Source organism: Ruegeria sp. E8 (genome assembly GCF_056533985.1).
Window position 1 is genome coordinate 236,055 of sequence record NZ_JBQFOY010000006.1, and the last position, 22,779, is coordinate 258,833.

At 58.9% G+C, this 22,779-nt stretch carries 20 protein-coding genes; 7 read left to right on the forward strand and 13 right to left on the reverse strand.

From position 1 onward, the window contains the following. Positions 1 to 84: 84 nt before the first annotated feature. On the reverse strand, positions 85 to 711 hold the full coding sequence (locus tag ACR0LF_RS11050; RefSeq protein ID WP_480578622.1) for a J domain-containing protein: 627 nt from the start codon (positions 709 to 711) through the stop codon (positions 85 to 87). 109 nt (positions 712 to 820) lie between these two features. Here ACR0LF_RS11050 and ACR0LF_RS11055 point away from each other — a divergent pair, with 109 nt between their 5' ends. Next, positions 821 to 1,075, forward strand: coding sequence for a BolA family protein (locus ACR0LF_RS11055; protein WP_480578624.1), 255 nt, complete (start codon positions 821 to 823; stop codon positions 1,073 to 1,075). 12 nt (positions 1,076 to 1,087) lie between these two features. On the opposite strand, the gene ACR0LF_RS11060 is transcribed toward ACR0LF_RS11055, so the two are convergent. From ACR0LF_RS11060 to pepN, 8 genes are all read right to left on the reverse strand, one after another. Then, positions 1,088 to 2,164, reverse strand: a complete 1,077-nt coding sequence (locus ACR0LF_RS11060) for a PLP-dependent cysteine synthase family protein (protein ID WP_480578626.1) — start codon at positions 2,162 to 2,164, stop codon at positions 1,088 to 1,090. Between the two features lie 130 nt (positions 2,165 to 2,294). After that, entirely contained in the window at positions 2,295 to 3,617 is a 1,323-nt protein-coding gene (locus ACR0LF_RS11065; RefSeq protein ID WP_480578628.1) for a hypothetical protein, read from the reverse strand. Positions 3,618 to 3,711: 94 nt separating this feature from the next. Next, positions 3,712 to 4,131, reverse strand: a complete 420-nt coding sequence (locus ACR0LF_RS11070; RefSeq protein WP_480578630.1) for a DUF4177 domain-containing protein — start codon at positions 4,129 to 4,131, stop codon at positions 3,712 to 3,714. Positions 4,132 to 4,211: 80 nt separating this feature from the next. Then, the gene (pepT, locus tag ACR0LF_RS11075; RefSeq protein ID WP_480578632.1) at positions 4,212 to 5,468 is read right to left on the reverse strand and encodes a peptidase T; all 1,257 of its coding nucleotides are present in this window, start codon (positions 5,466 to 5,468) and stop codon (positions 4,212 to 4,214) included. Between the two features lie 147 nt (positions 5,469 to 5,615). After that, positions 5,616 to 7,127, reverse strand: a complete 1,512-nt coding sequence (gene gatB / locus ACR0LF_RS11080) for an Asp-tRNA(Asn)/Glu-tRNA(Gln) amidotransferase subunit GatB (protein WP_480578634.1) — start codon at positions 7,125 to 7,127, stop codon at positions 5,616 to 5,618. Positions 7,128 to 7,208: 81 nt separating this feature from the next. Further along, a complete protein-coding gene (locus ACR0LF_RS11085) occupies positions 7,209 to 8,468 on the reverse strand; it encodes a hypothetical protein (RefSeq protein WP_480578636.1) in 1,260 nt (419 codons plus the stop codon). 129 nt (positions 8,469 to 8,597) lie between these two features. Further along, positions 8,598 to 9,026: a hypothetical protein gene (locus tag ACR0LF_RS11090; protein ID WP_480578638.1), complete on the reverse strand. Its 429-nt coding sequence runs from the start codon at positions 9,024 to 9,026 to the stop codon at positions 8,598 to 8,600. After that, positions 9,023 to 11,575 (reverse strand): aminopeptidase N, encoded by a 2,553-nt coding sequence (pepN, locus tag ACR0LF_RS11095; protein WP_480578640.1) that lies wholly within the window; start codon positions 11,573 to 11,575, stop codon positions 9,023 to 9,025. The genes ACR0LF_RS11090 and pepN overlap by 4 nt, the downstream gene beginning before the upstream one ends. Positions 11,576 to 11,780: 205 nt before the next feature. Between pepN and ACR0LF_RS11100 the strand changes: the two genes are divergently transcribed. Further along, complete coding sequence (locus ACR0LF_RS11100; protein WP_480578642.1) at positions 11,781 to 13,925, forward strand: malate synthase G; 2,145 nt, start codon at positions 11,781 to 11,783, stop codon at positions 13,923 to 13,925. A 52-nt stretch (positions 13,926 to 13,977) separates the two neighbouring features. Then, positions 13,978 to 14,403 (forward strand): GlcG/HbpS family heme-binding protein, encoded by a 426-nt coding sequence (locus ACR0LF_RS11105; RefSeq protein ID WP_480578644.1) that lies wholly within the window; start codon positions 13,978 to 13,980, stop codon positions 14,401 to 14,403. 6 nt (positions 14,404 to 14,409) lie between these two features. On the opposite strand, the gene ACR0LF_RS11110 is transcribed toward ACR0LF_RS11105, so the two are convergent. Then, entirely contained in the window at positions 14,410 to 15,363 is a 954-nt protein-coding gene (locus ACR0LF_RS11110) for a phosphatase PAP2 family protein (RefSeq protein ID WP_480578646.1), read from the reverse strand. Positions 15,364 to 15,534: 171 nt separating this feature from the next. On the opposite strand from ACR0LF_RS11110, the gene ACR0LF_RS11115 reads away from it, so the two are divergent. Further along, positions 15,535 to 16,314, forward strand: a complete 780-nt coding sequence (locus ACR0LF_RS11115) for a gamma-glutamyl-gamma-aminobutyrate hydrolase family protein (RefSeq protein WP_480578648.1) — start codon at positions 15,535 to 15,537, stop codon at positions 16,312 to 16,314. Between the two features lie 48 nt (positions 16,315 to 16,362). On the opposite strand, the gene ACR0LF_RS11120 is transcribed toward ACR0LF_RS11115, so the two are convergent. Together ACR0LF_RS11120 and ACR0LF_RS11125 are read right to left on the reverse strand one after the other, a co-directional pair. Continuing rightward, positions 16,363 to 18,603: a xanthine dehydrogenase family protein molybdopterin-binding subunit gene (locus ACR0LF_RS11120; protein ID WP_480578650.1), complete on the reverse strand. Its 2,241-nt coding sequence runs from the start codon at positions 18,601 to 18,603 to the stop codon at positions 16,363 to 16,365. A 3-nt stretch (positions 18,604 to 18,606) separates the two neighbouring features. Next, on the reverse strand, positions 18,607 to 19,071 hold the full coding sequence (locus ACR0LF_RS11125; RefSeq protein WP_480578652.1) for a (2Fe-2S)-binding protein: 465 nt from the start codon (positions 19,069 to 19,071) through the stop codon (positions 18,607 to 18,609). Between the two features lie 99 nt (positions 19,072 to 19,170). Here ACR0LF_RS11125 and ACR0LF_RS11130 point away from each other — a divergent pair, with 99 nt between their 5' ends. Further along, positions 19,171 to 19,749, forward strand: a complete 579-nt coding sequence (locus ACR0LF_RS11130) for a TetR/AcrR family transcriptional regulator (RefSeq protein ID WP_480578654.1) — start codon at positions 19,171 to 19,173, stop codon at positions 19,747 to 19,749. Here ACR0LF_RS11130 and kynU read toward each other — a convergent pair. Beyond that, positions 19,742 to 20,935: a kynureninase gene (gene kynU / locus ACR0LF_RS11135; protein ID WP_480578656.1), complete on the reverse strand. Its 1,194-nt coding sequence runs from the start codon at positions 20,933 to 20,935 to the stop codon at positions 19,742 to 19,744. The genes ACR0LF_RS11130 and kynU overlap by 8 nt on opposite strands. Before the next feature lie 174 nt (positions 20,936 to 21,109). On the opposite strand from kynU, the gene ACR0LF_RS11140 reads away from it, so the two are divergent. Both ACR0LF_RS11140 and ACR0LF_RS11145 read left to right on the forward strand, forming a co-directional pair. Beyond that, positions 21,110 to 21,559 carry a methyltransferase family protein gene (locus tag ACR0LF_RS11140; protein WP_480578658.1) on the forward strand — a complete coding sequence of 150 codons (450 nt, stop codon included), beginning with the start codon at positions 21,110 to 21,112 and terminating at the stop codon, positions 21,557 to 21,559. Positions 21,560 to 21,689: 130 nt separating this feature from the next. Continuing rightward, positions 21,690 to 22,779: Re/Si-specific NAD(P)(+) transhydrogenase subunit alpha (locus tag ACR0LF_RS11145; RefSeq protein ID WP_480578660.1), on the forward strand; the 1,090-nt coding region annotated here is incomplete at its 3' end.

Genomic DNA, 22,779 nt, shown 5'->3' on the forward strand with positions numbered 1-22,779 from the left:
AATTGAAACGGGTTTCCAGTAAGCTTGTACACAATCACGTCAGACTGTGTTCTCTCCCGGCCACAGGTCTCGGGCGCGCGAGGCCTATTTGAAATTCCGGCTGTCCTTGATCTGGTCCCAGGCCCAGACGACCTCTTGCAACTGCTCTTCCTGAGACCGGTCGCCGCCATTCATGTCCGGGTGCAGAACCTTGATCAGCTTCTTGTACGCCTTGCGCACCTCGGCCTTGGTCCAGCTGTCATTGGCTTCCAGAATCTCGATTGCACGGCGCTCGGTGGGGGGCAGGCGACGGCCACCACCGCCCGAGGTGCGGCCTTTGTTCTGCGTGCTGTTGGCACCCAGCACCTGATGCGGGTCCTCGATCCCCAGACGGGCCCAGGCGCGCGCCTCGGGGTCACCCATCGGCTTGGTCTCACGCTCCCATACCTTGTCCTTGGATCGCTGTGCGTTCAGCTCGGCCTCGGTGGTGCCGTCGAAGAAATTCCATTTCTGGTTATATTCGCGCACATGCTGCTGGCAGAACCAATAGAAGTCGTCCAGCACATCCGGCGCTTTCGGTGCGCGGAACTTGCCCGGCTCTTCACAACCCTCGTGGTCGCAGATTCGCACCGAGGTTTCGGACGCGCCCGACATCCCCCGACGCCCGCGCGGGTTCTTTTTCTTAGCGTTGGAAACGGACATATCAAATCCGAAGGGGTCTGACTTCGCCATACTCTCAATCCTTACGAACGCATCTTTTCGACTCGGAGGCAGCAGTTTAGTCTAAGCAGCCGAAAGTAGAAGAGGGGGAGCGGTAAAATTTTTGCCGCTGAGCGAAAAAATGAGCGTGACCGACGAGATCCGAACCTGCCTGCAAGCCGCCTTTGACCCGCGAGAGCTTGAGGTGATCGACGACAGCGAAAGCCATCGCGGCCACGCGGGCTATCAGGACGGCGGTGAAAGCCACTTCAACGTCCGCATCCGCGCCGCCGCGTTCCAAGGCCAATCCCGCGTCGCCCGCCACCGCGCAGTGCACAAGGCACTGGGCGACATCGTGCCCCGCATCCATGCGCTGGCCCTGGATATCGGAACCTGAAACCGTCTGACGTCAGCCCGCGCTCATTTGTGCGGACGGCGTTGAGGCCGAGATAGCGTATTCCTCTTCCGTCATGCCCTCTTCGATTCCCTCGAACAACGGGGTCGACAGATAGCGCTCGCCGGTGTCCGGCAGCATGACCAGCAATACGGACCCCTCCGGCGCGGTTTCCGCCACCTTCATCGCCACCGCAAAGGTCGACCCGCCCGAAACCCCGGTGAACACCCCTTCCTCCGCGGCCAGCCGACGCGACCATTCGATCCCTTCAGGTCCGGGCACCGGGATCAACTGATCGTAATAGGAATTGTCGATAGCTTCCTGCAGGACCCATGGAATGAAATCCGGCGTCCATCCCTGAATCGGATGCGGTTGGAAATTCGGGTGGCTCTCGGTAGGCTGATGATCCCCGTTGCGGGTGTTCACATACCCCGATGACACGATGGCGGCGTTGGCCGGTTCGGTCAGGATGATCTTGGTATCAGGCCGCTCTTTGCGCAACACACGGGATACACCCGAAACAGTGCCGCCGGTCCCGTAACCCGTCACCCAGTAATCCAGCTGCTGCCCTTCGAAATCGGCTAGGATTTCCTGCGCCGTCGTGGTCTCGTGAATATCGGCATTGGCAGCGGTCTCGAATTGGCTGGCAAGGAACCACCCGTTTTCCTCGGCCAATTCCTTGGCTTTGGTGTACATGCCAAACCCCTTCTGCTCTTTCGGAGTCAGCACCACCTTGGCCCCCAGAAAGCGCATCAGCTTGCGCCGCTCGACCGAAAAGCTTTCGGCCATCGTCACAACCAGCGGATAGCCCTTTGCCGCACAGACCATGGCAAGACCGATGCCGGTATTGCCGGATGTCGCCTCGACAACGGTTTGACCCGGTTTCAACCGCCCATCCCGTTCCGCCGCCTCGATGATATTCAGCGCCAGCCTGTCCTTGACCGAACCTGCCGGGTTGAACGCTTCGAACTTTACGTAAACGGTCACATGATCCGGCGCGATTCGATTGACCCGGATACAGGGCGTGTCACCGACTGTGTCGAGGATACTGTCATACAGGCGCGTCCGCCCTTGTGTCTGCCGAATAGCCATTTCGATGTCCCTCCCGTTTGTTCGGTTAACATGATACAGATTTCTCGGGGCAATACCCCTTTTTCCTTTTCAAGCTGTCGCAAGGCCTCGTAGATCGGACAGTGATATGCGCCGCGGATGCCTGTGCTGATCACTCACGACAAGAATGTGCGGCATCAAAAGCCGGGTCAGGGTCAAGTGCGGTGAGCAAAGTTTTGGTCCGCGGTGTTTCCAGCTTTTGCAAAAACCGCGCCAGTTGCTCTGGGCTTGCGTCGCGTGCCTTCAAATGCGTGACAACTTCCACATGAGGGTTCACCCAACGGCGCTGCGTCAGGTCACACCCCTCTGCGCGTCCGCATGTTGCATCGAAACGTTTCTTGGATTGGACTCGTACCGACTTGGCACCTTGCAGTTGCAGGCATGGAAAAACTTTGGCCTTTTTACAATCCTGATCACCCGACCGGCTGTCAAAGAACTCTCGTTGGGCGTTGAAGTGGAAGACCAGCTCGGTCACGCCTTCCATCATCATGCTGCCCGACGGGCCATTCCAATCGGTGCCAGCGGTCTTTGACCAGGATTTCAAATCGAAAACAGAAATGCTGTCCGCACCACGTTGACTTGGCAACACATCTTCTCCGAATGGCCGGAACTTGCGGACCGCGATGTCGATATGTTCGCGTTCCCAGATTTTCGCCTGCGCAGTTACCAGTTCCACGGTCTTCACAACCGCGGTCGAAGATTTTTGTATCGCAATTCCAACAGGTTTCCGGGTTTTGCCCAGATCGCTCAAAATACTGTGGATGGCCTGGATATTTGCAATCCGAGTCCGAAGCTCCTCAGTATCGCGAACATCCTCCACATGCCCGTCATCGGCTGGCGTTTCGAACAAATCCGGTGCCCACGTCAGATCGGCGGTCAATCCCCAAGTGTTTTGCAAGGGCAGAACCGTTTCAAAATGTTCTTGTGAGGACACGACCACTTTTTGAGGTGGAGCGATGTCGGGTACTTCTGTGTCCGGCGACTCAAATTCAATCTCGACACCTGCATCTTCGAGCACTTCGACTGTATCGAGAATGATCTCAGCGACTTCTTCCATACCCTCGTCCAGCCTTTGGATCAGGGCAGGATCTGTGAGGCTATAGGTAAGGTTCAAAAGCAACATACCACTCTGCATCTTTTCACGATGCGCCTCGTCGGGCACTTGAAAGCTTAGCCTTGTGTCAAAACTGGACGCGCGGTTCCGACAGGTCCACGAAAAATACGGCTCTTCGTGCCAGGTGGGCGTTTCTGCAATAAAAGCTGCATTGCTGCAGGACGTTTGTTTCGCGGTTTGCATCAGATCATGCATCCACTGCCAAACCATCGCACGGTTTTCTCGCAGTTCCGCGTCGTTTCTTTGCCACTGGGCTTCCAGGCACTGCAGTTCTGCTACCGGGCCAGCCAAGGCACCGGTCGCTGCCAGAACGGACGTCACGAAACACGCGGGTAAGAAATTACGATCTTTCAATTTTTCTAAAATGATCAAAGCTTAAGTGTAATTGGCGCAGGTCCCGACCCCGCGACCGGATCTAGCTTTTTGACGTGTCGCTGGCCTCGGGTATCTCATCAGACCGTTTCAACGACAAAGGCGGCTCGTCCGCCTCTGCCGCAATCGGTTTCGGCGCTCGCACCGCATCGGGCCCCGGAATCGGTTGGGCCAGCGGTGTGTCCTCCACCTCAGGCGCCGCGCCGATCTCCGAGGCATCCACTTCCTCGGCCACGACGCGGCGGAACACCAACACGTTGCGCCAGTTCGTGGTCGATCCGGTCAGGCCCGAACGTTCCTCGCTGGGCAGCAACTCGGCACGCTGGTATTCCCAGCCGTCCTGACCCATCTGGTTCAGAACCTGCTCGACCGAAACTGCAAAGCGGCCCTCGGCCGTTTTCACGCCCTTGGCTTTGACACCTTTTTGCGGGGCGGGGATCACCTTGTATTCGTAGCGCTGCATCAACTGTTCCTAAACACCTGTTCGCGCCAACTTAACACGTTGATCCCCGTGTGAAAGAGCCGTTGCCCGACCGGCGGATTTTAGCCCTGGTGATTGCCGTCCGCCTGTGCCGCCTTGGTCACAACCGACAGGCACAGCTCGGTGGCCAGCGCCATGTCTTGCACCGAAATCCACTCCATCGGTCCGTGAATGCACTGCATCCCGGTGAAGATGTTGGGGCAGGGGGTGCCAAACTCGGTCAGGCGCGACCCGTCGGTGCCGCCGCGGATCGGAACGGACAAAGGCTCGATCCCCAACTCGCGGCAGGCATCGCGGGCCAGATCGACCGGTGTCATGTCATTTTCCAGCCAATAGCGCATGTTGCGATACTGATGGCTGATGTCACAGGTGATGGTCGCGCGCGGTTCGGTGGCCTGCACGGCGGCGCAGACCTGACGCACGATATTGCGCTGCGCCTCCAGCGCGTCCAGTTCGAAATCGCGCAGGATCAGCTTGATCTCCATCTCGGACGAGCCGCCATTCATGTCGGTGACATGGATAAAGCCGTCGCGCCCATCGGTGGTTTCGGGCGTCATCGTGGCCTGCGGCAGCGTCTGCACGATCTTCGCCGCCAGATGCGCGGCGTTCACCATCTTGCCCTTCGCCAATCCAGGATGGATCGAAACGCCCTCGATCCGGATCACCGCACGATCGGCCGAAAAGCTTTCATATTCGATCTCGCCCACTTCCTGACCATCCAGCGTATAGGCGAAATCCGCACCCAGATCCTTGGGCAATTGTTCGGTTACACCGCGCCCGATCTCTTCATCCGGTGTAAAGGCGATGCGGATCGGCCCGTGTGGAAGGTCAGGATTTTCGATCAGGTGCCGCGCCATGGTCATCAGTATCGACACACCCGCCTTGTCATCCGCCCCCAGCAGCGTAGTGCCCGAGGCCGTCACCAGATCATGACCGATCTTTTCAGCCAGATAGGGGTTCTCTTCCGGCGACAGAACCAGTTCCGGATCGTCCGGGAATGAGATATCGCCACCGTTATATCCCTTGATCACGCGCGGCTTGACGCCCGTGGCATTGAACTGGGGCGCCGTGTCCACATGCGCCAGAAAGCCCACCGTCGGTCCCGGAGCGGTTCCTGGGATGGTCGCAACGACAACACTGTCGCCTGTGACCGAAACATCCTGCGCTCCGATTTGGGTCAGCTCCTGCTTGAGCAGGTTCAGCATGTCGAATTGAATTTTGGTGCTGGGTGTTGTGGGGGACGTCTCGTCACTCTGACTGTCAATGGCCGCGTAACGCACCAACCGGTCTTCGAGTTCCTGATCAAATCTGTTCTGCATAATACCTTACCTCTCTGGATGGGAAGAAAGGATGCGAACAGGTGGAAGTCAAGCCGATGGCTTGACCTCAGATATTAAGAAAGCGTGAGAATCCGGTTTGTACAAATCCACTATTTGCCGTTGGCGGACCTGTACAAATTGAAAGATTTACGAACCCAGCTTTTTGCTGACCAGTTCGTTAACGGCCTTCGGGTTCGCCTTGCCGCCGGTGGCTTTCATGACCTGACCCACGAACCAACCGGCCAGTTTCGGGTTCACTTTGGCCTTCTCAACCTGCGCCGGATTGGCGGCAATGATCTCATCCAGAGCAGCCTCGATAGCGCCGGTGTCAGTCACCTGCTTCATGCCACGCTCTTCAACGATCTGCGCCGGGTCACCGCCTTCGGTATAGACGATCTCAAACAGGTCCTTGGCGATCTTGCCCGAGATCGCGTCCGACGAAATCAGGTCGATGATTCCGGCCAATTGGGCGGGCGATACAGGCGACTCGTTGATGTCGTGATCTTCTTTCTTCAACCGGCCAAACAGCTCGTTGATCACCCAGTTCGCAGCCAGCTTGCCGTTGCGGCCTTTGGCGACCTCTTCGAAATAGGCGGCCGACTCTACCTCGGCGGTCAGAACGGAAGCGTCATAGTCGGTCAGGCCGAACTCACTGATAAAACGCGCTTTTTTATCGTCTGGCAGTTCCGGTAGCTTGGCGGCGATGTCATCGACCCACGCTTGTTCGATCTCCAGCGGCAGCAGGTCGGGATCGGGGAAATAGCGGTAATCATGCGCTTCTTCCTTGGACCGCATCGAGCGGGTTTCGCCCTTGTCTGGGTCGTACAGGCGGGTTTCCTGCTCGACCTTTCCACCACCTTCGACGATGGCGATCTGGCGGCGGGCTTCGACCTCAATCGCTTGTTGGATAAAGCGCATCGAGTTCATGTTCTTGATCTCGCAGCGCGTGCCCAGATGCGAAAAGTCCTGTGTTTCCTGATACTTCTCATAAGCGCCGGGCAAACAGATCGAGACGTTCACGTCCGCGCGCAGGTTGCCGTTCTGCATGTTGCCGTCGCAGGTGCCCAGATAGCGCATGATCTGGCGCAGCTTGGCGATATAGGCCGCTGCCTCTTCAGGGCCACGAATATCGGGGCGCGACACGATCTCCATCAGGCAAACACCGGTCCGGTTCAGGTCGACGAAGGACATATGCGGGTCCATGTCGTGGATCGATTTACCGGCGTCCTGCTCCATGTGGATGCGTTCGATGCGGACCATGCGCGCGGTGCCGTCACCCATCTCGACCAGCACTTCACCTTCGCCCACAATTGGATGATAAAGCTGGGAAATTTGGTATCCCTGCGGAAGGTCAGGGTAGAAATAGTTCTTGCGGTCAAAGGCCGATTTCAGGTTGATATCCGCCTTCAGGCCCAGCCCGGTGCGCACAGCCTGCTCCACGCAGAACTCGTTGATCACCGGCAGCATCCCCGGCATCGCGGCATCCACGAAGGCCACGTTCGAGTTCGGCTCGGCCCCGAATTGGGTCGATGCGCCGGAAAACAGCTTGGCGTTGGATGAGACCTGAGCGTGCACCTCCATCCCGATCACCAGTTCCCAGTCGTGCTTGGCCCCGGCAATGGTTTTGGGTTTGGGCATTTCATATGTCAGGTCGAGCATGGCGCGCCTCATTTCCGCAGAAGTCTAAGCCTGCGTATTAGGCCCGGCACGGCCTAGGGGCAAGGGGGAATCCTGTCGGGTTCAGTTCTGAGAAAACTGCAGACCCGAGGGTGTGAACGTCACATCGGTTCCGCTGCGCAGCTCATCCCTGAACAAATCCGAGATGGCCCGCAGCGCATCGCGCTGACCGCGCGCCGCAAACCGCTCGGGCGAATTGATGCGGACCGAATTGTTGAACCCGTTGGCGGCATGTGCCCAGATCAGCGGATGCAGTTCGGTCAAATGATCGCGGATCAACCAATTGGCAGTGTCACGCATCTGCGACCGCACGAGATCGGCCTGATCGTTCAGACCCTGACCATTCTGAACGGTGATGGCGCAGTAAGCGGACAGCATGTTGATCATCTGCTGATCGGGCCGCAGGCGCACAATGTCGCGCAAGCCTTCAAGGAAGTATTCGGCATCGACCCGTGCGCAGGCCTCTTCGTCCAAAGCAATGGCGTCGAACTGCACCCAGCTATACCCGCCAGCGCCCCAGATCTCCTGTGTCCGGGCGGCGGTGCGCAGGGCTTGCAGTTCCAGCTCTTCGTAGCTGCCGAACCAACGGGGCAGCAGGTGGCTGCCCATCGCGCGCATGTGGCGCTGATTGTGCGGGTCCAGCGTGATCAGGCGTTCATATTCGTCGGAAACCCGCGCATTGGCTTTGCGCTGACCAGCCAAAAGCGCACATCGGGCTGCCGCAATCAGCGGGCTATCCGGTGCATCTTTCCGACATTTGGGCAGGATTGCAGCGGCCCGGTCGAAATGGGCGGCGCAGCGTGACCGATGCAAGGGCGGCAGCGTGGCGTCCGTGGCCATTCCGCGCCAGGCCCAAGCCAGATCGATATGGGCAAGGGCCACGACAGCCGCGATCATTGGATCATCAGGGTTGTCTGACATCTCGCCTTCAAGCTCCGAAATGCCCCCCAAAAGATCGTAATCCGAAATGGCCTTGCCATCCGAGAGCGCATGTTCAGCGGCCAGAACCACGTCCGATCTAGCGCCGAAGGCCAAAAGATCGGCAACGGGCATACCATCAGATACAGCGGCGCGATCCTGATCCGCCGCGCGCATTTCTTCGGACAACTCCGTCCAGCGATCCTGTCTGGCCAGATAACGCCCGTGTTCGATTGTGGAATGCCCGATCACGTCGCCACAGTCGGATTTCGCCACCGGAATGTTGAGCTGACCCTGCTCTGGCAAGGCGGCTGCCAGCGCCGATTTCGTCGCGCACAGGTCTGCTGAGGCGGGAGTAGGAGTGGCTTTGAATGGGGCGAACAGCGCCCTTAGCGACCGAAACATGGCAGAACTCAAAACTGTAAAAACATCTAACTGACACCGAAGTCTGGCGGGATATCGGGCTCAGATCAAGTGAATCGCTTAACAATTTCCGCTTTTTGTGACCAATTCGCCCCTCAACGGCCCAGTGTTTCAGAAAACCGTGAAATGATGGCGCTCAACGCGAAATTCGGCTTGGTTCAGAACGGTTTCCAGATCCCGATGCGGGGGAAGCGACTCATCGGGCAGACGGATTCGCTTGCCGGAATGCAGAATGATCGAGACGCGGACGGAAAAATCCCAGCGGGTGTCAAAGCGGAAATAGTCGACGTCGCCTAACGTGACTTCTCCCTCACGGCTTCCGGTGAACCAACTTAGGGAATTCTGGTTCAATTGCATGCCCGCGCTGGTGTTCTGAAACACATCCCACAAGGCAGGAAGGGTGGCCAGAGACAACAGCCCAGCGATCCACCAAGCCGCGTCGAACAGGACAACCAACGCCAGCAAGGCCGCGTAGACACCGGCCAGGATAACCAATGTCCGCGCGTTCCGGTTGTTGCGGATGAAGCTGTACGGGGTCATGCGCCCAGAATGCGCGACACCATTTCGGTCGTGTCACGCGACAGGTTTTGAGTTTCCGCAATACGGGACAGTTGCGCGAGCATCAGGGCCTGACGGGCTGCATCATAACGTTTCCACGTCTGGAAGGCAGAGCACATCCGGGCCGTGGTTTGCGGGTTCACTGGGTCCAACCGGATCAGCCAATCGGCCAGCAGCGCATATCCGGCCCCGTCTGGTTGGTGGAACCCGGCGTGGTTCATCGCCAGCGCCCCCATCACCGCGCGGAACCGGTTGGGGTTTTTCCAGTTGAAATCGGAATGCTCGGTCAGCGCTTGGGCTGTGGCTGGTGTCGCTTCGGGGGCTGCCGTTGCGATCTGCAAGCCAAACCATTTGTCCATGACCAGTCGATCATGTCGCCACTGGTCGTAGAAAGCAGCCAATTGCGTCTCGCCCTTGCGGGCGCGCAAAAGGCAGGACAGCGCCGTCAGTTGCAAGGTCATGTTGTCCGCCTTGGCGTACACCTCTGCCGCCATAGCTCCGCCATCAAGGCGAGAGGTCAAGGCCAGTGCCGCGCTGCCAAGGGCGCGTTTACCGGACTGTTCGGCATCCGGGCTGTACGGGGCGTCGACCAAGGCCTCGCTGTGCAGACGGGGCAGCAGATCCTGCACGTGTTGTGCAGTGGCCTGCCGCAGCGTTTCCACCGCTGACCAGATTGCCATCGGGTCGGGGGTCTGACCACGTTCGTGCAAGGCTGCCGCCAATTCCGACTGTGTCGGCAGTCCCAGCATCAGCGCACGATAGGCCGGATCCAGTTCCCCATCGCGCAACACGGCCAACAGCCCCTCAAGGTAATCTGCGTCCGGTGCCGCCTCAGCCGAGATCATCCGCAGCAGAGTGTCTTGCGCCAGCGAGCGTCCTGCCTGCCACCGGTTGAACGGATCCGTGTCATGCGCCAGCAAAAATGCGCGTTCCGCGTTGGAATGGTCATGTTCCAGAATGACAGGGGCCGAGAAATCGCGCAGGATTGAGGGTGCGGGTTTCGCAGCCAGCCCGGTGAACTGAAAGCTCTGCTGCGCCTCGGTCAGCTCCAGCACTTCGGTCGCGCGAACCTCATCACCGTTAGGGCCCAGCAAGCCAACGGCGACCGGGATCACCTGAGGCAGTTTCTCATCCTGTCCCGGCGTAGGGTCGGTGCGCTGGCTCAACGTCAGAGTATAGGTGCCGTCGGCCCAATCTTCTGACACTGCGACGCGAGGCGTGCCCGATTGGCTGTACCAGCGCTTGAATTGAGACAGGTCGCGGCCTGTGGTGTCTTCGAATACCTGTAGCCAATCCTCAATGGTACAGGCCTGACCGTCATGGCGGTCAAAGTAGAGGTCCAGCGCCTTGGCATAGGCGTCATCCCCGACCAGCCGCTTCAGCATGCCGATGACTTCGGCACCCTTTTCATAGACGGTCGAGGTGTAGAAGTTGTTGATTTCCTGGAAACTCTCAGGCCGAACCGGGTGCGAAAGCGGGCCGTTATCCTCGGGGAACTGCCGCGCGCGCAGGTCGATGGCGTCGTGGATACGCTTGACCGGGGCCGAGCGCATGTCGGAGGTGAACTGTGCATCACGGAAGACGGTCAGCCCCTCTTTCAGACACAGCTGGAACCAGTCGCGGCAAGTGATGCGGTTGCCGGTCCAGTTGTGGAAATACTCATGCGCGATGATCGCCTCGATCCGTTCGAAATTCGCATCGGTCGAGGTTTCGGGGCTGGCCAGAACGGCGGAGGAGTTGAAGATGTTCAGCCCCTTGTTCTCCATCGCGCCCATGTTGAAATCGTCGACGGCCACGATGTTGAACACGTCCAGATCGTATTCCCGGCCGTAAACGTCTTCGTCCCATTTCATCGACTTCTTCAGCGCTTCCATGCCAAAGGCGCATTTGCCCTCGTCGCCCGGCCGGACCCAGAGGTTCAATTCGACCTCGCGTCCCGACACAGTGGTGAACTGGCCGGGATGCGCGGTCAGATCGCCCGCGACCAGTGCGAACAGATAGGCTGGCTTGGGCCACGGATCGGTCCATTCCGCCCAGCCTTCGCCCTTGCCCGAGGGGTTGCCGTTGGACAGCAGCACCGGCAGATCGCCATTGATGCGCACGGTGAATGTAGACATCATGTCGGGGCGGTCGGGGTAATAGGTGATCTTGCGGAAGCCTTCGGCCTCGCATTGGGTGCAGTACATGCCGTTCGACATGTACAGCCCCTCTAACGCGGTGTTGTTGCCGGGGTCGATTTCTACCTCGGCCTCCCAGATGAATGGGACGTCAGGCGCGGTTAGGGTCAGGCCTTTGTCGGTGACCTCAGGCGTGACATTGACGCCGTCGATTGAGGCACGGATCAGTTTCAGGTCTTCACCGTGCAGGAAAAACGTCTTGTCGCTTGCCTCGGGGTTGGGACGGAACGCGATGCGGGATGTGACGCGGGTGGCATGCGCGGCAAGGTCAAACGTCAGATGCACGCTGTCCACCAGATACCCGAAGGGCGTGTAGTCTTTCAGATAAATCGTCGTGGGGGCAGCATCGCGCATTGGGGGCCTCGCATGGTTTGACGTCTGGCGCGACGTTAGGGTTTGCGGCGATGCGCTGCAAGCGGATGTAGCCCGGCTTTTAGCGGGCCTGACGCAACTTTTGAAAACTGGCCTTGCCGAAGCTCAACGACGGATGTTGCCTATCGGAAACTTTCGCTCTAGATGATGACGGCATACAATGGCGTACAATTCCAGGAGGTGTTTCATGAGCAGCAGGCAAACTCGTAGCGAACTGCAGGTCGATCCAGTTCTGGCAAGCTTTATCGAAGATCAGGCGTTGCCGGGAACAGGTGTAACGGCGGATGCGTTTTGGGCCGGGTTCAGCCGTCTGGTGCACGAACTGGGGCCGGAAAACCGTGCGCTGCTGGACAAGCGGGCCGCACTGCAAGGCCAGATCGACGCTTGGCACATCGCTCATCGCGACGGACCTCATGATGCCGACGCCTACAAAGCCTTCCTGACCGAGATTGGGTATCTGCTGCCCGAGGGCGAGGATTTCGAGATCGACACGGCCAATGTCGACCCCGAAATCGCCGAGATTCCGGGACCGCAACTGGTGGTGCCAATCACCAACGCGCGCTATGCGCTGAATGCCGCGAATGCCCGTTGGGGGTCGCTCTATGACGGGTTTTACGGCACCGATGCGATGGGCAGCCCGGCCCCGGCGGGCGGGTACGACCGCGGGCGCGGCGCTCGGGTTGTGGCCCGCGCGCGGGTGTTTCTGGACGAGGCTTTCCCGATCGAGGGTACCAGCCATGCGGATGTGCGCCGTTATCACGTGCAAAACGGTGCGCTGCTTGTGGATGACCTACCGCTGGCGAACCCCGAGAAATTCGTGGGCTATCGCGGCAACCCCAAGGCCCCGGATGCGGTACTGCTGCGAAACAATGGCCTGCACGTTGAACTGGTCTTCGACCGCGCCCATCCCATTGGCAGCCGCGATCAGGCCGGACTGGCCGATGTGAGACTGGAAAGCGCGCTCTCGGCCATTATGGACTGTGAGGATTCCGTGGCCTGCGTCGACGCCGAAGATAAGGTGCTGGCCTATTCCAACTGGCTGGGGCTGATGAAGGGTGATCTGGAAACCGCCTTTGACAAGGGCGGTCGCTCGGTGACCCGCAGCCTGAACCCCGACCTTGACTACACGGCTCCGGATGGTGGCGTGCTGACGCTCAAGGGGCGGGCGCTGCTTTGGGTGCGAAATGTCGGCCATCTGATGACCAACCCGGCAGTGTTGGACCGCGACGGCAACGAGATTTTCGAAGGGCTGATGGACGCGCTGGTCACCGCGCTGATCGCAATGCACGATCTGGCCCGTGACGGGGGCAATTCAGTGCGGGGCTCGGTCTATGTGGTGAAACCGAAGATGCATGGCCCGGAAGAAGTGGCCTTTACCGACAGCCTGTTCGATCAGGTCGAAGAGATTCTGGGCCTGCCGCGTCACACGGTGAAGATCGGGGTGATGGACGAGGAACGCCGCACCACGGTCAACCTCAAGGAATGTATCCGTGCGGCCAAATCCCGCGTGGCCTTCATCAACACCGGCTTTCTGGATCGCACCGGTGACGAGATCCACACCTCGATGGAGGCCGGACCGTTCAGCCGCAAGGACTTCATCAAGCGCAAAGGCTGGATCGGCGCTTATGAGGCGCGGAATGTGGATATCGGACTGGAATGCGGATTGCAGGGCCGGGCCCAGATTGGCAAGGGCATGTGGGCGGCGCCCGATCTGATGGCCGCGATGCTGGAACAGAAGATCGAACACCCCAAGGCAGGAGCCAACTGTGCGTGGGTGCCCAGCCCAACGGCGGCTACTCTGCACGCGCTGCATTATCACAAGGTTGATGTTCTGGCGGTTCAGCGCGGTTTGCGCGCGGGCGGACGGCGGGCGCATGTCGATGCGCTGTTGGACATTCCGCTGGCGGCGTTCCGCAAATGGACACCCGCCCAAATTCAGCGCGAGGTCGAGAACAACGCCCAGGGCATTCTGGGCTATGTGGTGCGCTGGGTCGATCAGGGTGTGGGTTGTTCCAAAGTGCCCGATCTGAACGACGTGGGTCTGATGGAAGATCGCGCCACCTGCCGGATTTCCGCCCAGCATATCGCCAACTGGCTGCACCACGATGTGGTGGACGCGCAGCAGGCGATGTCTTCGCTGCGCAAGATGGCCGAGGTCGTGGACCGGCAGAACGCGGGTGATCCGGCTTATCGTCCGATGGCACCTGATTTCGATGGTATTGCGTTCCAGGCCGCCTGTGATCTTGTGTTCAAAGGACGGGTGCAGCCTTCGGGGTATACTGAACCGGTTCTGCACGCGCGTCGACTGGAACTCAAAGCATCAACCGCGTAAAGCATGGGGCCAAGGCCCCATGATTGTCTTGGTCAAAATCACAGGAGCACAAATGGCGATCTCCCTTCGCAAAGCCCGCACCATCATCCGCAAGGCCCTTGAGAAAGGGCGAGAGATGGAGTTCAAACCCCTGTCTGTCGTTGTTCTGGACGCTGGCGGCCATGTGATTGCGTTTGAACGTGAGGATGGCGCAGCGCCCGGTCGTTTCGGGATCGCTCAGGGCAAGGCCTATGGCTCGGTCATGTTGGGTATGGCTGGCACCGCCCAAATGCAGCGGGCCGAGGCACAAGCCTATTTCATGGCCGCTGTGAACGGCGTTTATGGCGGTCAGGTCGTGCCGGTTCCGGGTGGCGTTCTGCTGCGCGATCGCAAGGGGGCCGTGATCGGTGCCGTTGGGGTCACGGGCGATACCTCCGACAATGACGTTGTTGCAGCTATGGCCGGGATTGAAGCCGCTGGACTGACCGGCGAAAGCTGAGGCGGCTCAGGCGGTTTTGTCTGAAGCTTCGGTGAGTGCTTTCGCCAGCACGGCAGCAACGGCGAATGTTAGTGTTCCGCCTATGACATCCGTAAGATAGTGCCCGCCGTGAACCAGGATGGCGGGCACCATCGCAAGGTTGATCAACAGCGCAGGCCAGAACAGCTTTGAACCGCGAAGATACCAGACGACCAGCCATGCCATCACCGTATGGTAGGATGGAAACGCAATCGTGCCAACGATATGCTCCGGTGCGATAACCGGCAGGCCATGTTCGACCAACTGGCGCAGGAAGGCCCCGTACTCCATATCGGTGAACAGGTTGATGGACTGGGCCGTTTCGAGCGGGATTTCATAGAAAGCCGCTGGTCCGATACTGGGTGCGACCCACCAGATCATTGTGGTCAGTAAAAGGCTGATGCTTCCGGCCAGCAGGGCGCGGTGCAACTGCAAGATCCGGCTCGAGAGCGCCAGGAACGCCACAAGCGCGAAGAGTTGCACAAGCGAGCTTTGGTAAATCACCCTAAGAATTTTAGCGATTTCAGGGTAGTTCGCGACGTAAAGAACGAAGTCCGGCCAGAAGAAACCAAGCTTTGCGTCCAACAAGACCAGCTTGTCGTCCAGCAAAGTGCCGTGAACAGGAAACCGCAGGTAGATCAGAATGGTAACTGTGGCCGTGAACCCAAGGTAAAGGCCGTTTCCGATGGCCAGATGCGCGAGATTGGGCAGATTTTTCCTGATGCGGATGTATAGGCCAACGACCATTAGACCCAGGCAAGAGATCAGCCCGGTGCCGAAAGCACCCCAAGCCACAGCCTGTGATTTTATGGCGGAAACGGAGACGCACAATAGGGCGACGAACACCAATAAAGTGATCAATATGATCTCGGCACGATCAAGAATTGCTCTGCGAGCCCAGGTGGGCGCAGTAGTGTGTATTCGGGCCGATAGATCTGTCATTGCAAGGAACTCATTCTTTTCCGGTTTGCAGTTTCCCCGGGCTTTGTGACCAATTTTTGTTTGCATTACGGGATTGTTGAGAATTCCACAATCGAGGCTGCGCTGTCGCACTTTGAATTCACAAAGGTTTTTGGCATGAATGCATAAAGCAGAGGAAAACCTGAGGAATTCATGAAAAGACCTGTCGTCGGAATCATCGGAAATTCATATCTCATGAATGACCAATACCCCACGCATGCCGGGGGAACGATGAACTCTGACGCCGTGGCCAATGTGTCAGGATGTCTTCCGCTGCTGATACCTGCTGATCCGCGTTACGTCTCGGTCGATGAATTGCTTGAGGTCTGCGATGGTTTCCTGCTGACAGGTGGTCGCCCCAATGTGCACCCGGAAGAATATGGCGAATCCGCAACTGATGCACATGGCGAATTCGACCGTGCGCGAGACGCCATTACCTTGCCGCTGGTTCGCGCTTGCGTTGAAAGGGGGCAGCCGTTTTTGGGCATCTGCCGAGGGTTTCAGGAGGTTAACGTCGCCATGGGCGGCACGCTCTACCCCGAGATCCGCGATCTGCCGGGGCGGATGAACCACCGGATGCCGCCGGATGGCACTCTGGAAGAGAAGTTTGCCCTGCGCCATGTGGTGACGCTGGAAAACGGTGGCGTGTTTCATCAGCTCTTTGGCGCGACCGAGGTGATGACCAACACGCTGCACGGGCAGGGGATCAAGTCGATTGGTCAGCGCGTTGTCATTGATGGGCACGCACCGGATGGAACGCCCGAGGCGATTTACATCAAGGATGCGCCCGGCTTTACCTTGTCGGTTCAATGGCACCCAGAATGGGATGCGATCAATGACCCGGTGTCACGCCCCTTGTTCGAGGCATTCGGCAAAGCAGTGCGCGGATGGGAGAACGGAACCGTTTATCAAGCGATCCAAAAATCAGCCTGAAATATGCACCGGCCCGACGCGGAGGATGATGGGACCGGTGCAATGCGATCAGATCAGAAGATCGAACTGATTGATCAGCGGTAGAGAGCGGGCGCGCTTTCCGGTCAGGTCAAACAGCGCATTGCCAAGTGCGGGCATCGAGGGGGGCGTGCCGGGTTCACCCGCGCCGCCCATGTGGCGGTTGGTTTCCAGCACGCGCACCTCGACCTCTGGGGCGGTGTGCATCCGGACGGCGTCATAGTCGGGGAAATTGAACTGCTCGACCTCGCCCTCGGCAAAAGTGATCTCGCCGAAACACGCTGCGGACAGGCCGTACATCATGCCACCGAACATCTGCGCCTTGACGTTTTCCGGGTCCAGCGCCAGCCCCATGTCGCAGGCGATCCAGGCCTTGCTGATGCGGATGCTACCGTCTTCGTCGACTACTTCGATGACCTGAGCCACAGGTGTGCCGAAGCTGTAGGTAAAGGCCACGCCCCGGCCGACGCCGTCGGGTGTCTGGCCGGTCCAGCCTGACATTTCCTTCACGGCTGCCAGACACCCCGCCGACGGGGCGTGTTCGGTCTTCATCAACTCCAGCCGGAAGTCCAGCGGGTCGCGGCCTGCGGCATGGGCCATCTCATCCATGAAGGTCTCGTGGAAAAAGCCATTGTGGCTGTTGCCAACCGAGCGCCAGAACCCGACAGGAATATCCAGATCGGCAATATGGCCGCTGATGCGATAGTTCGGAACCGCGTAAGGTTGATTGAAGATTCCTTCGACCAGCACCTTGTCTGGTCCACCCCCGGCAAATCCGGTCATGCGTTCCACGGCCTGATGGGTACAGGATTGCGACGCGACCTGCCCATCGATCAGAACCGCCTGACCATCCTTGATCGCACCGCGCATCCGCGCTATTGCGCCGGGCCGGTAGAAATCGTGGCGCATGTCTTCTTCGCGGCTCCAGGTGGTCAGAACCGGCGTGTTCGGCACAGCCATGGCGATTTTGGTGGCAATAACGCCAAAGTCGAACTCTCCCCGCCGGCCAAAGCCACCGCCGAGATAGGTGGTATGAACCTCGACCGCTTCGGTCTCCAAACCAGCGGCGCTGGCAATTTTGCCCTGCATGAAGGTCGGGGCCTGATTGCCGCCCCAGAATTCCAGTTTGTTGCCGGAATACAGCGCTGCGGCAGTCATCGGCTCCATCGTGGCATGGGCCAGATAAGGCACAGTATATTCAGCCGAAATCTCGGTCGCGCCTTCGGGCAGGGTACCGACATCGCCATCGTCGCGCATGGTAGAGTTCGGTTCGTCCTCAAAGGCTTCGGCGATTTTGGCAAAGATTGCATCGGTTTCGGGCGGGTAGGGCGCATCGCCCCAATCGACCTCGATGGCCTCGACCGCCTGATTGGCCAGCCATGTGTTGGTGGCGATGACCGCCACGCCGTTGCCCAGATCGACGATCTTCTCGACCCCGGGCATGGATGTCGCGGCACTGTCGTCAAAGCTGTTCATCGCACCGCCCAGTTTTGGGTTCATCCGGACGCTTGCGAATTTCATCCCCGGCAGGCGCACGTCGATTGCGAATTCCGCCGTGCCTGTGGCCTTTTCAACCATGTCCAAACGCGGCTGGGTCTGGCCCAGATAGCGCCATTCGGACGGGTCGCGCAGGGGTGCTTCGATCGGCTCCAGCTTGGCCACATCCTCTGCCAGATCGGTATAGGCAATTTTGTCGCCATTGGGTGCGATCACATGACCCGAGGCTGTTTGCAACTGACTGCGGTCAACACCCAACCTGTCGGCGGCGGCCTGTTTCAGCGTCTCGCGTGCCGAAGCACCCGCCTCGCGCATCCTCTCGAACCCGTCCTTCATCGAGGTCGAGCCACCGGTGACCTGCAGGCTGATGACCTTGCCGATCACGCCCAGAGCCTGGCCCAGATTGTGCTGGAAATTCGAGATATCGTAGCCTTTGTTCGGCAGGCCTTCGCCCACCATAGCGGTATTGTAATAGGCTTGCGCCGCCGGGCCGTGCAGAACGGTGATCTGATCCAGATCGACATCCAGTTCTTCGGCGATCAGCGCGGCCCATGTGGTCTTGACGCCCTGACCCATTTCAGCGCGGGGCGCGAACAGAGTGACACCGTTCTGATCGATCAGCACAAACGGGTTCAGCGCCGCCTCACCCTCGCCGGGTTTCAGGGGATTGGCTGCGGGGCGCGAGACGTAATAGGCCCCAAAGGCCACGCCGCCGACTATCGCGGCGGAACCGATCAGGAATGTGCGGCGGAGGATTTTACCAAAAGATGCCATGGTTTACGCCTCCTTCAGCTTGGATGCCGCGTCGTGGATTGCTGCGCGAATTCGGGGGTAGGTGCCACAGCGGCAGAGGTTGCCCTGCATCGCTTCATCGATATCTGCGTCCGACGGCGCCGGGTTTTCCGACAGCAGGGCGGCGGCCTGCATGATCTGGCCGGACTGGCAATATCCGCATTGTGCGACCTGATGATCGACCCAAGCCTGCTGGATCGTGGCCAGCGCATCTGGCGTGCCGATGCCTTCAATCGTGGTCACGTCACCCCAGACATCCGACAGCGCTACCTGGCACGAGCGTACTGCCTCGCCGTCGATATGAACGGTGCAGGCCCCGCATGCAGCCACACCGCAGCCGAATTTGGTGCCGGTCAGACCGACCTCATCCCGTAGAACCCAAAGCAGGGGGACGTCATCAGGCAGATCCACCTGATGTTGCTTTCCATTGATCTTAAGGGCCGTCGCCATGGCGCACCTCTCGTTGCTGTGGCTGGTTTCTGACATAATTGCTTCAAAGTGTCAGGATGTCAATTGACAAAATAAACAAAAAATGTCAGAGCTTCGGATATGAAAGATACAAGTGACGATTCACGGCAAAAGGCGATCCTGAATTCGGCGTTTCAAGCCTTTTCCACTTATGGGTACCGAAAGACCTCGATGGACGATATCGCGCGCGGGGCGGGCATGTCGCGGCCAGCGGTTTATCTGCATTACAGGAACAAAGAGGCGATCGTCACCAAACTGACCGAGTTGTACTATGCCGAAAAAAGCGTTGCGGTGGCGCAGGCACTGGCGACGCAAGGCTCGGTGCCTGAGGTTCTGACCCGCGCGATTCAGGCGCAGACCGAGGGGATGGCGATGATTCTGGCCTCTCCTCACGGGCTTGAGATGCTGGACAATACCAAGTCCTTGTCTTCGGATATTATTGCAGCGGGTGAGGCCAAATTTGCCGGGCTCTATGCGGATTGGTTGACGCAACAGGAAAAGGCAGGCCGCGTTCGCCTTCAGGCTGACGCGGCAGAGACGGGGCGGACGATCACCGCCACGCTCAAGGGGTTGAAGCTGATTGGCGCCGGGGCCGAGGTTTACGAACAGCAGGTCGCGCAGGTTGCGGCCCTTATCGGTGCCGGGCTCGAAGTCAGGTAACGCGCTGACGGATCTTGTATTCGGGTGCGTCCCACAGGCGGTTTTGCATGATATCGGCCACAATCTCGACGGCGCGTTCAACATCGCCTTCGTCGATATACAAAGATGTAAAGCCGAACCGCATGATGTCAGGCGCACGGAAATCTCCGATCACACCGCGCGCGATCAAAGCTTGCATCGCGGCGTATCCATCCTTGAAGCGGAATGAGACCTGACTTCCACGCAGTTCGGGCGTGCGCGGGCTGGCCAGTTGCAGATCCGGGCAGGTTGCTTCGACGCGTTTTATGAAGAGCTCGGTCAGTTCAATCGATTTGGCCCGTACATCGGTCATATCGGCCATATCCCAGATGTCCATGGCCGCCAACAATGCCGTCATCTGAATGATGGGCGGTGTGCCTACTCGCATCCGTTCAATGCCGCTGCCGGGGCGATAATCCAGATCGAAGGCAAAAGGCGCTTCGTGACCCAACCATCCGGACAGGGCAGGGCGCACGTTTTCTGCCAGCCGGGGTGCCACGTAGATAAAGGCCGGAGCGCCGGGGCCTCCGTTCAGGTATTTATAAGTACATCCGACCGCGAAATCGGCATTGCACCCGGCAAGGTCTACCGGAATGGCACCTGCGGAATGGGCCAGATCCCAGACCGTCACCACACCGTTAGCATGGGCCAGTTCAGTCAGCGCCGCCATATCGTGCATCCTGCCAGAGCGGTAATCCACCTCGGTCAGCAGCAGAACGGCGATTTCATCGGTGATCGCTTCGGCCACATCTTCGGGATCGACGACCCGCAATTCGTAATCGTCCCCAAGCGACCGCAGCAGGCCATCGGCTATGTACAGGTCCGAAGGGAAGTTCCCGTTGTCTGACAGAACCACCCTACGGTCCGGGTTTAATTCGAGAGCCGAGGCAACGGCCTGATAGACCTTGATCGACAGGGTGTCTCCGGTCACCACACTGCCCGGTTCCGCACCGATCAAACGACCGATCCGATCGCCAAGCCCGGTGGGCAAACCCATCCACCCGGCCTTGTTCCAACCGGTGATCAGCATCTGCCCCCATTCGTCCGTCAGCATCCCCTGCACGCGTGCGCCAGCCGCTTTGGGCAGTGGGCCCAGAGAGTTGCCATCCAGATAGATGACGCCCTCGGGCAGTTCGAACATGGCTTTGGTTGCTGCAAAATCTGTCATGGAGGCCCGCAAACTTGTGTGATTGTCGTGATTGCCATTTGAGGTAGCCGATCCGCAAATCTGTGTCTATGCAATGCGACATACTGGTCTTTTGCCATTTTGGCCCAAAAGCGGTAGGACATCGCGCAGAAGCGACATGCACTCGATCCTGTCGTCACGTATTGAGGGCTCAACATGCGCTGGTTAGACGTACCTCCGGTTTGGCTGATCGCCTTTGCTGCGCTGGCTTGGTTGCAAGCAAGATTCCTGGGGCTGGGCATGTCCCTTGAGGGCGGCCTGACGGACCTTCTCAGCGGTGTATTGATCGGGGGCGGGATCCTGATGGCAGTTTTGGCCATAGTCGAGTTTCGCCGCAACAAGACAACCGTCATCCCGCATGAAACACCTACGTCGATGGTGCAAACCGGTATCTACAAACGCAGCCGGAACCCGATCTATGTGGGTGACGTTCTGATTCTGGCCGGCCTGATCCTGCGATTTGACGCTGTTCTGTCTTTGGTGTTGGTGCCGGTCTTTGTCTGGGTGCTGGAACGCAGGTTCATCCTGCCGGAAGAAGACCGCTTGCGCCGGACATTCCGGGCTGATTTCGCGCGCTATGAGCGCCAGACGCGGCGCTGGATCTAGGGTGATCTCAGGAGTGATGTCGTTCAAAAAATGCTGCACTTGCGAAATAATGTTGCGCAGGATACATCTTTGCTTAACAAAGAATACCAATCACCCGCTCAGACTGAGTTAGAACTAGGGGGGACTGTCCGTGAAAATAGGCACGCCAAAAGAAATACTGGACGGTGAGAACCGGGTTGCGATGACGCCCGACTCTGCCGTGCAGTTACAGAAACTGGGCTATGAGTGCCTGATCGAAAAAGGGGCGGGCGCTGCTGCTGGATTTTCGGATGCCGCGTATGAGGCCGTGGGCGTCGAAATCGTAAAGACCGCGGCGTCGCTGTGGAAGGCTGCCGATATCGTCGCCAAGGTTCGTATCCCAACGGAAACCGAACTCAAGCGGATGACCAAGGGTAAAACGCTGATTTCATTCTTCAATCCTGCGGGCAATGAAGAGGGGATGGAGCTGGCCAAGTCCAAGGGCGCAAATGTGATCGCCATGGAAATGGTGCCGCGCATTTCGCGTGCGCAGAAAATGGATGCGCTGTCGTCTATGGCCAATATCGCCGGCTACCGTGCTGTGATCGAGGCCGGTAACAACTTTGGTCGCTTCTTCACCGGTCAGGTGACGGCTGCCGGTAAAGTGCCGCCTGCAAAGGTACTTATCGTCGGCGCAGGTGTGGCAGGTCTGGCGGCCATCGGAACCTCTACCTCGCTGGGTGCGATCACCTATGCGTTCGATGTGCGCCCCGAAGTGGCCGAGCAGGTCGAATCGATGGGGGCCGAATTCGTCTATCTGGATTTTGAGGAAGAACAGCAGGACGGCGCAGCCACCGGCGGTTATGCCTCGGTTCAGTCGGAAGAATTCCGCAACGCGCAGCTGGCCAAGTTCCGTGAGCTTGCCCCAGAGATGGATATCGTCATCACCACCGCCCTGATCCCCAACCGCCCGGCGCCCAAGTTGTGGCTGGAGGATATGGTCAAGGCGATGAAGCCGGGCTCGGTCATCGTTGACCTCGCGGCTGAACGCGGCGGCAACGTTGAAGGCACCGTGCCGGATGAGAAGGTCGTTACCGACAACGGCGTAACCATTATTGGCTACACCGACTTCCCCAGCCGGATGGCGGCGCAGTCTTCATCTCTCTACGCAACCAACATCCGTCACATGATGACCGATCTGACGCCCGAGAAGGATGGTCAGATCAACCACGATATGGAAGATGACGTGATCCGCGGTGCGA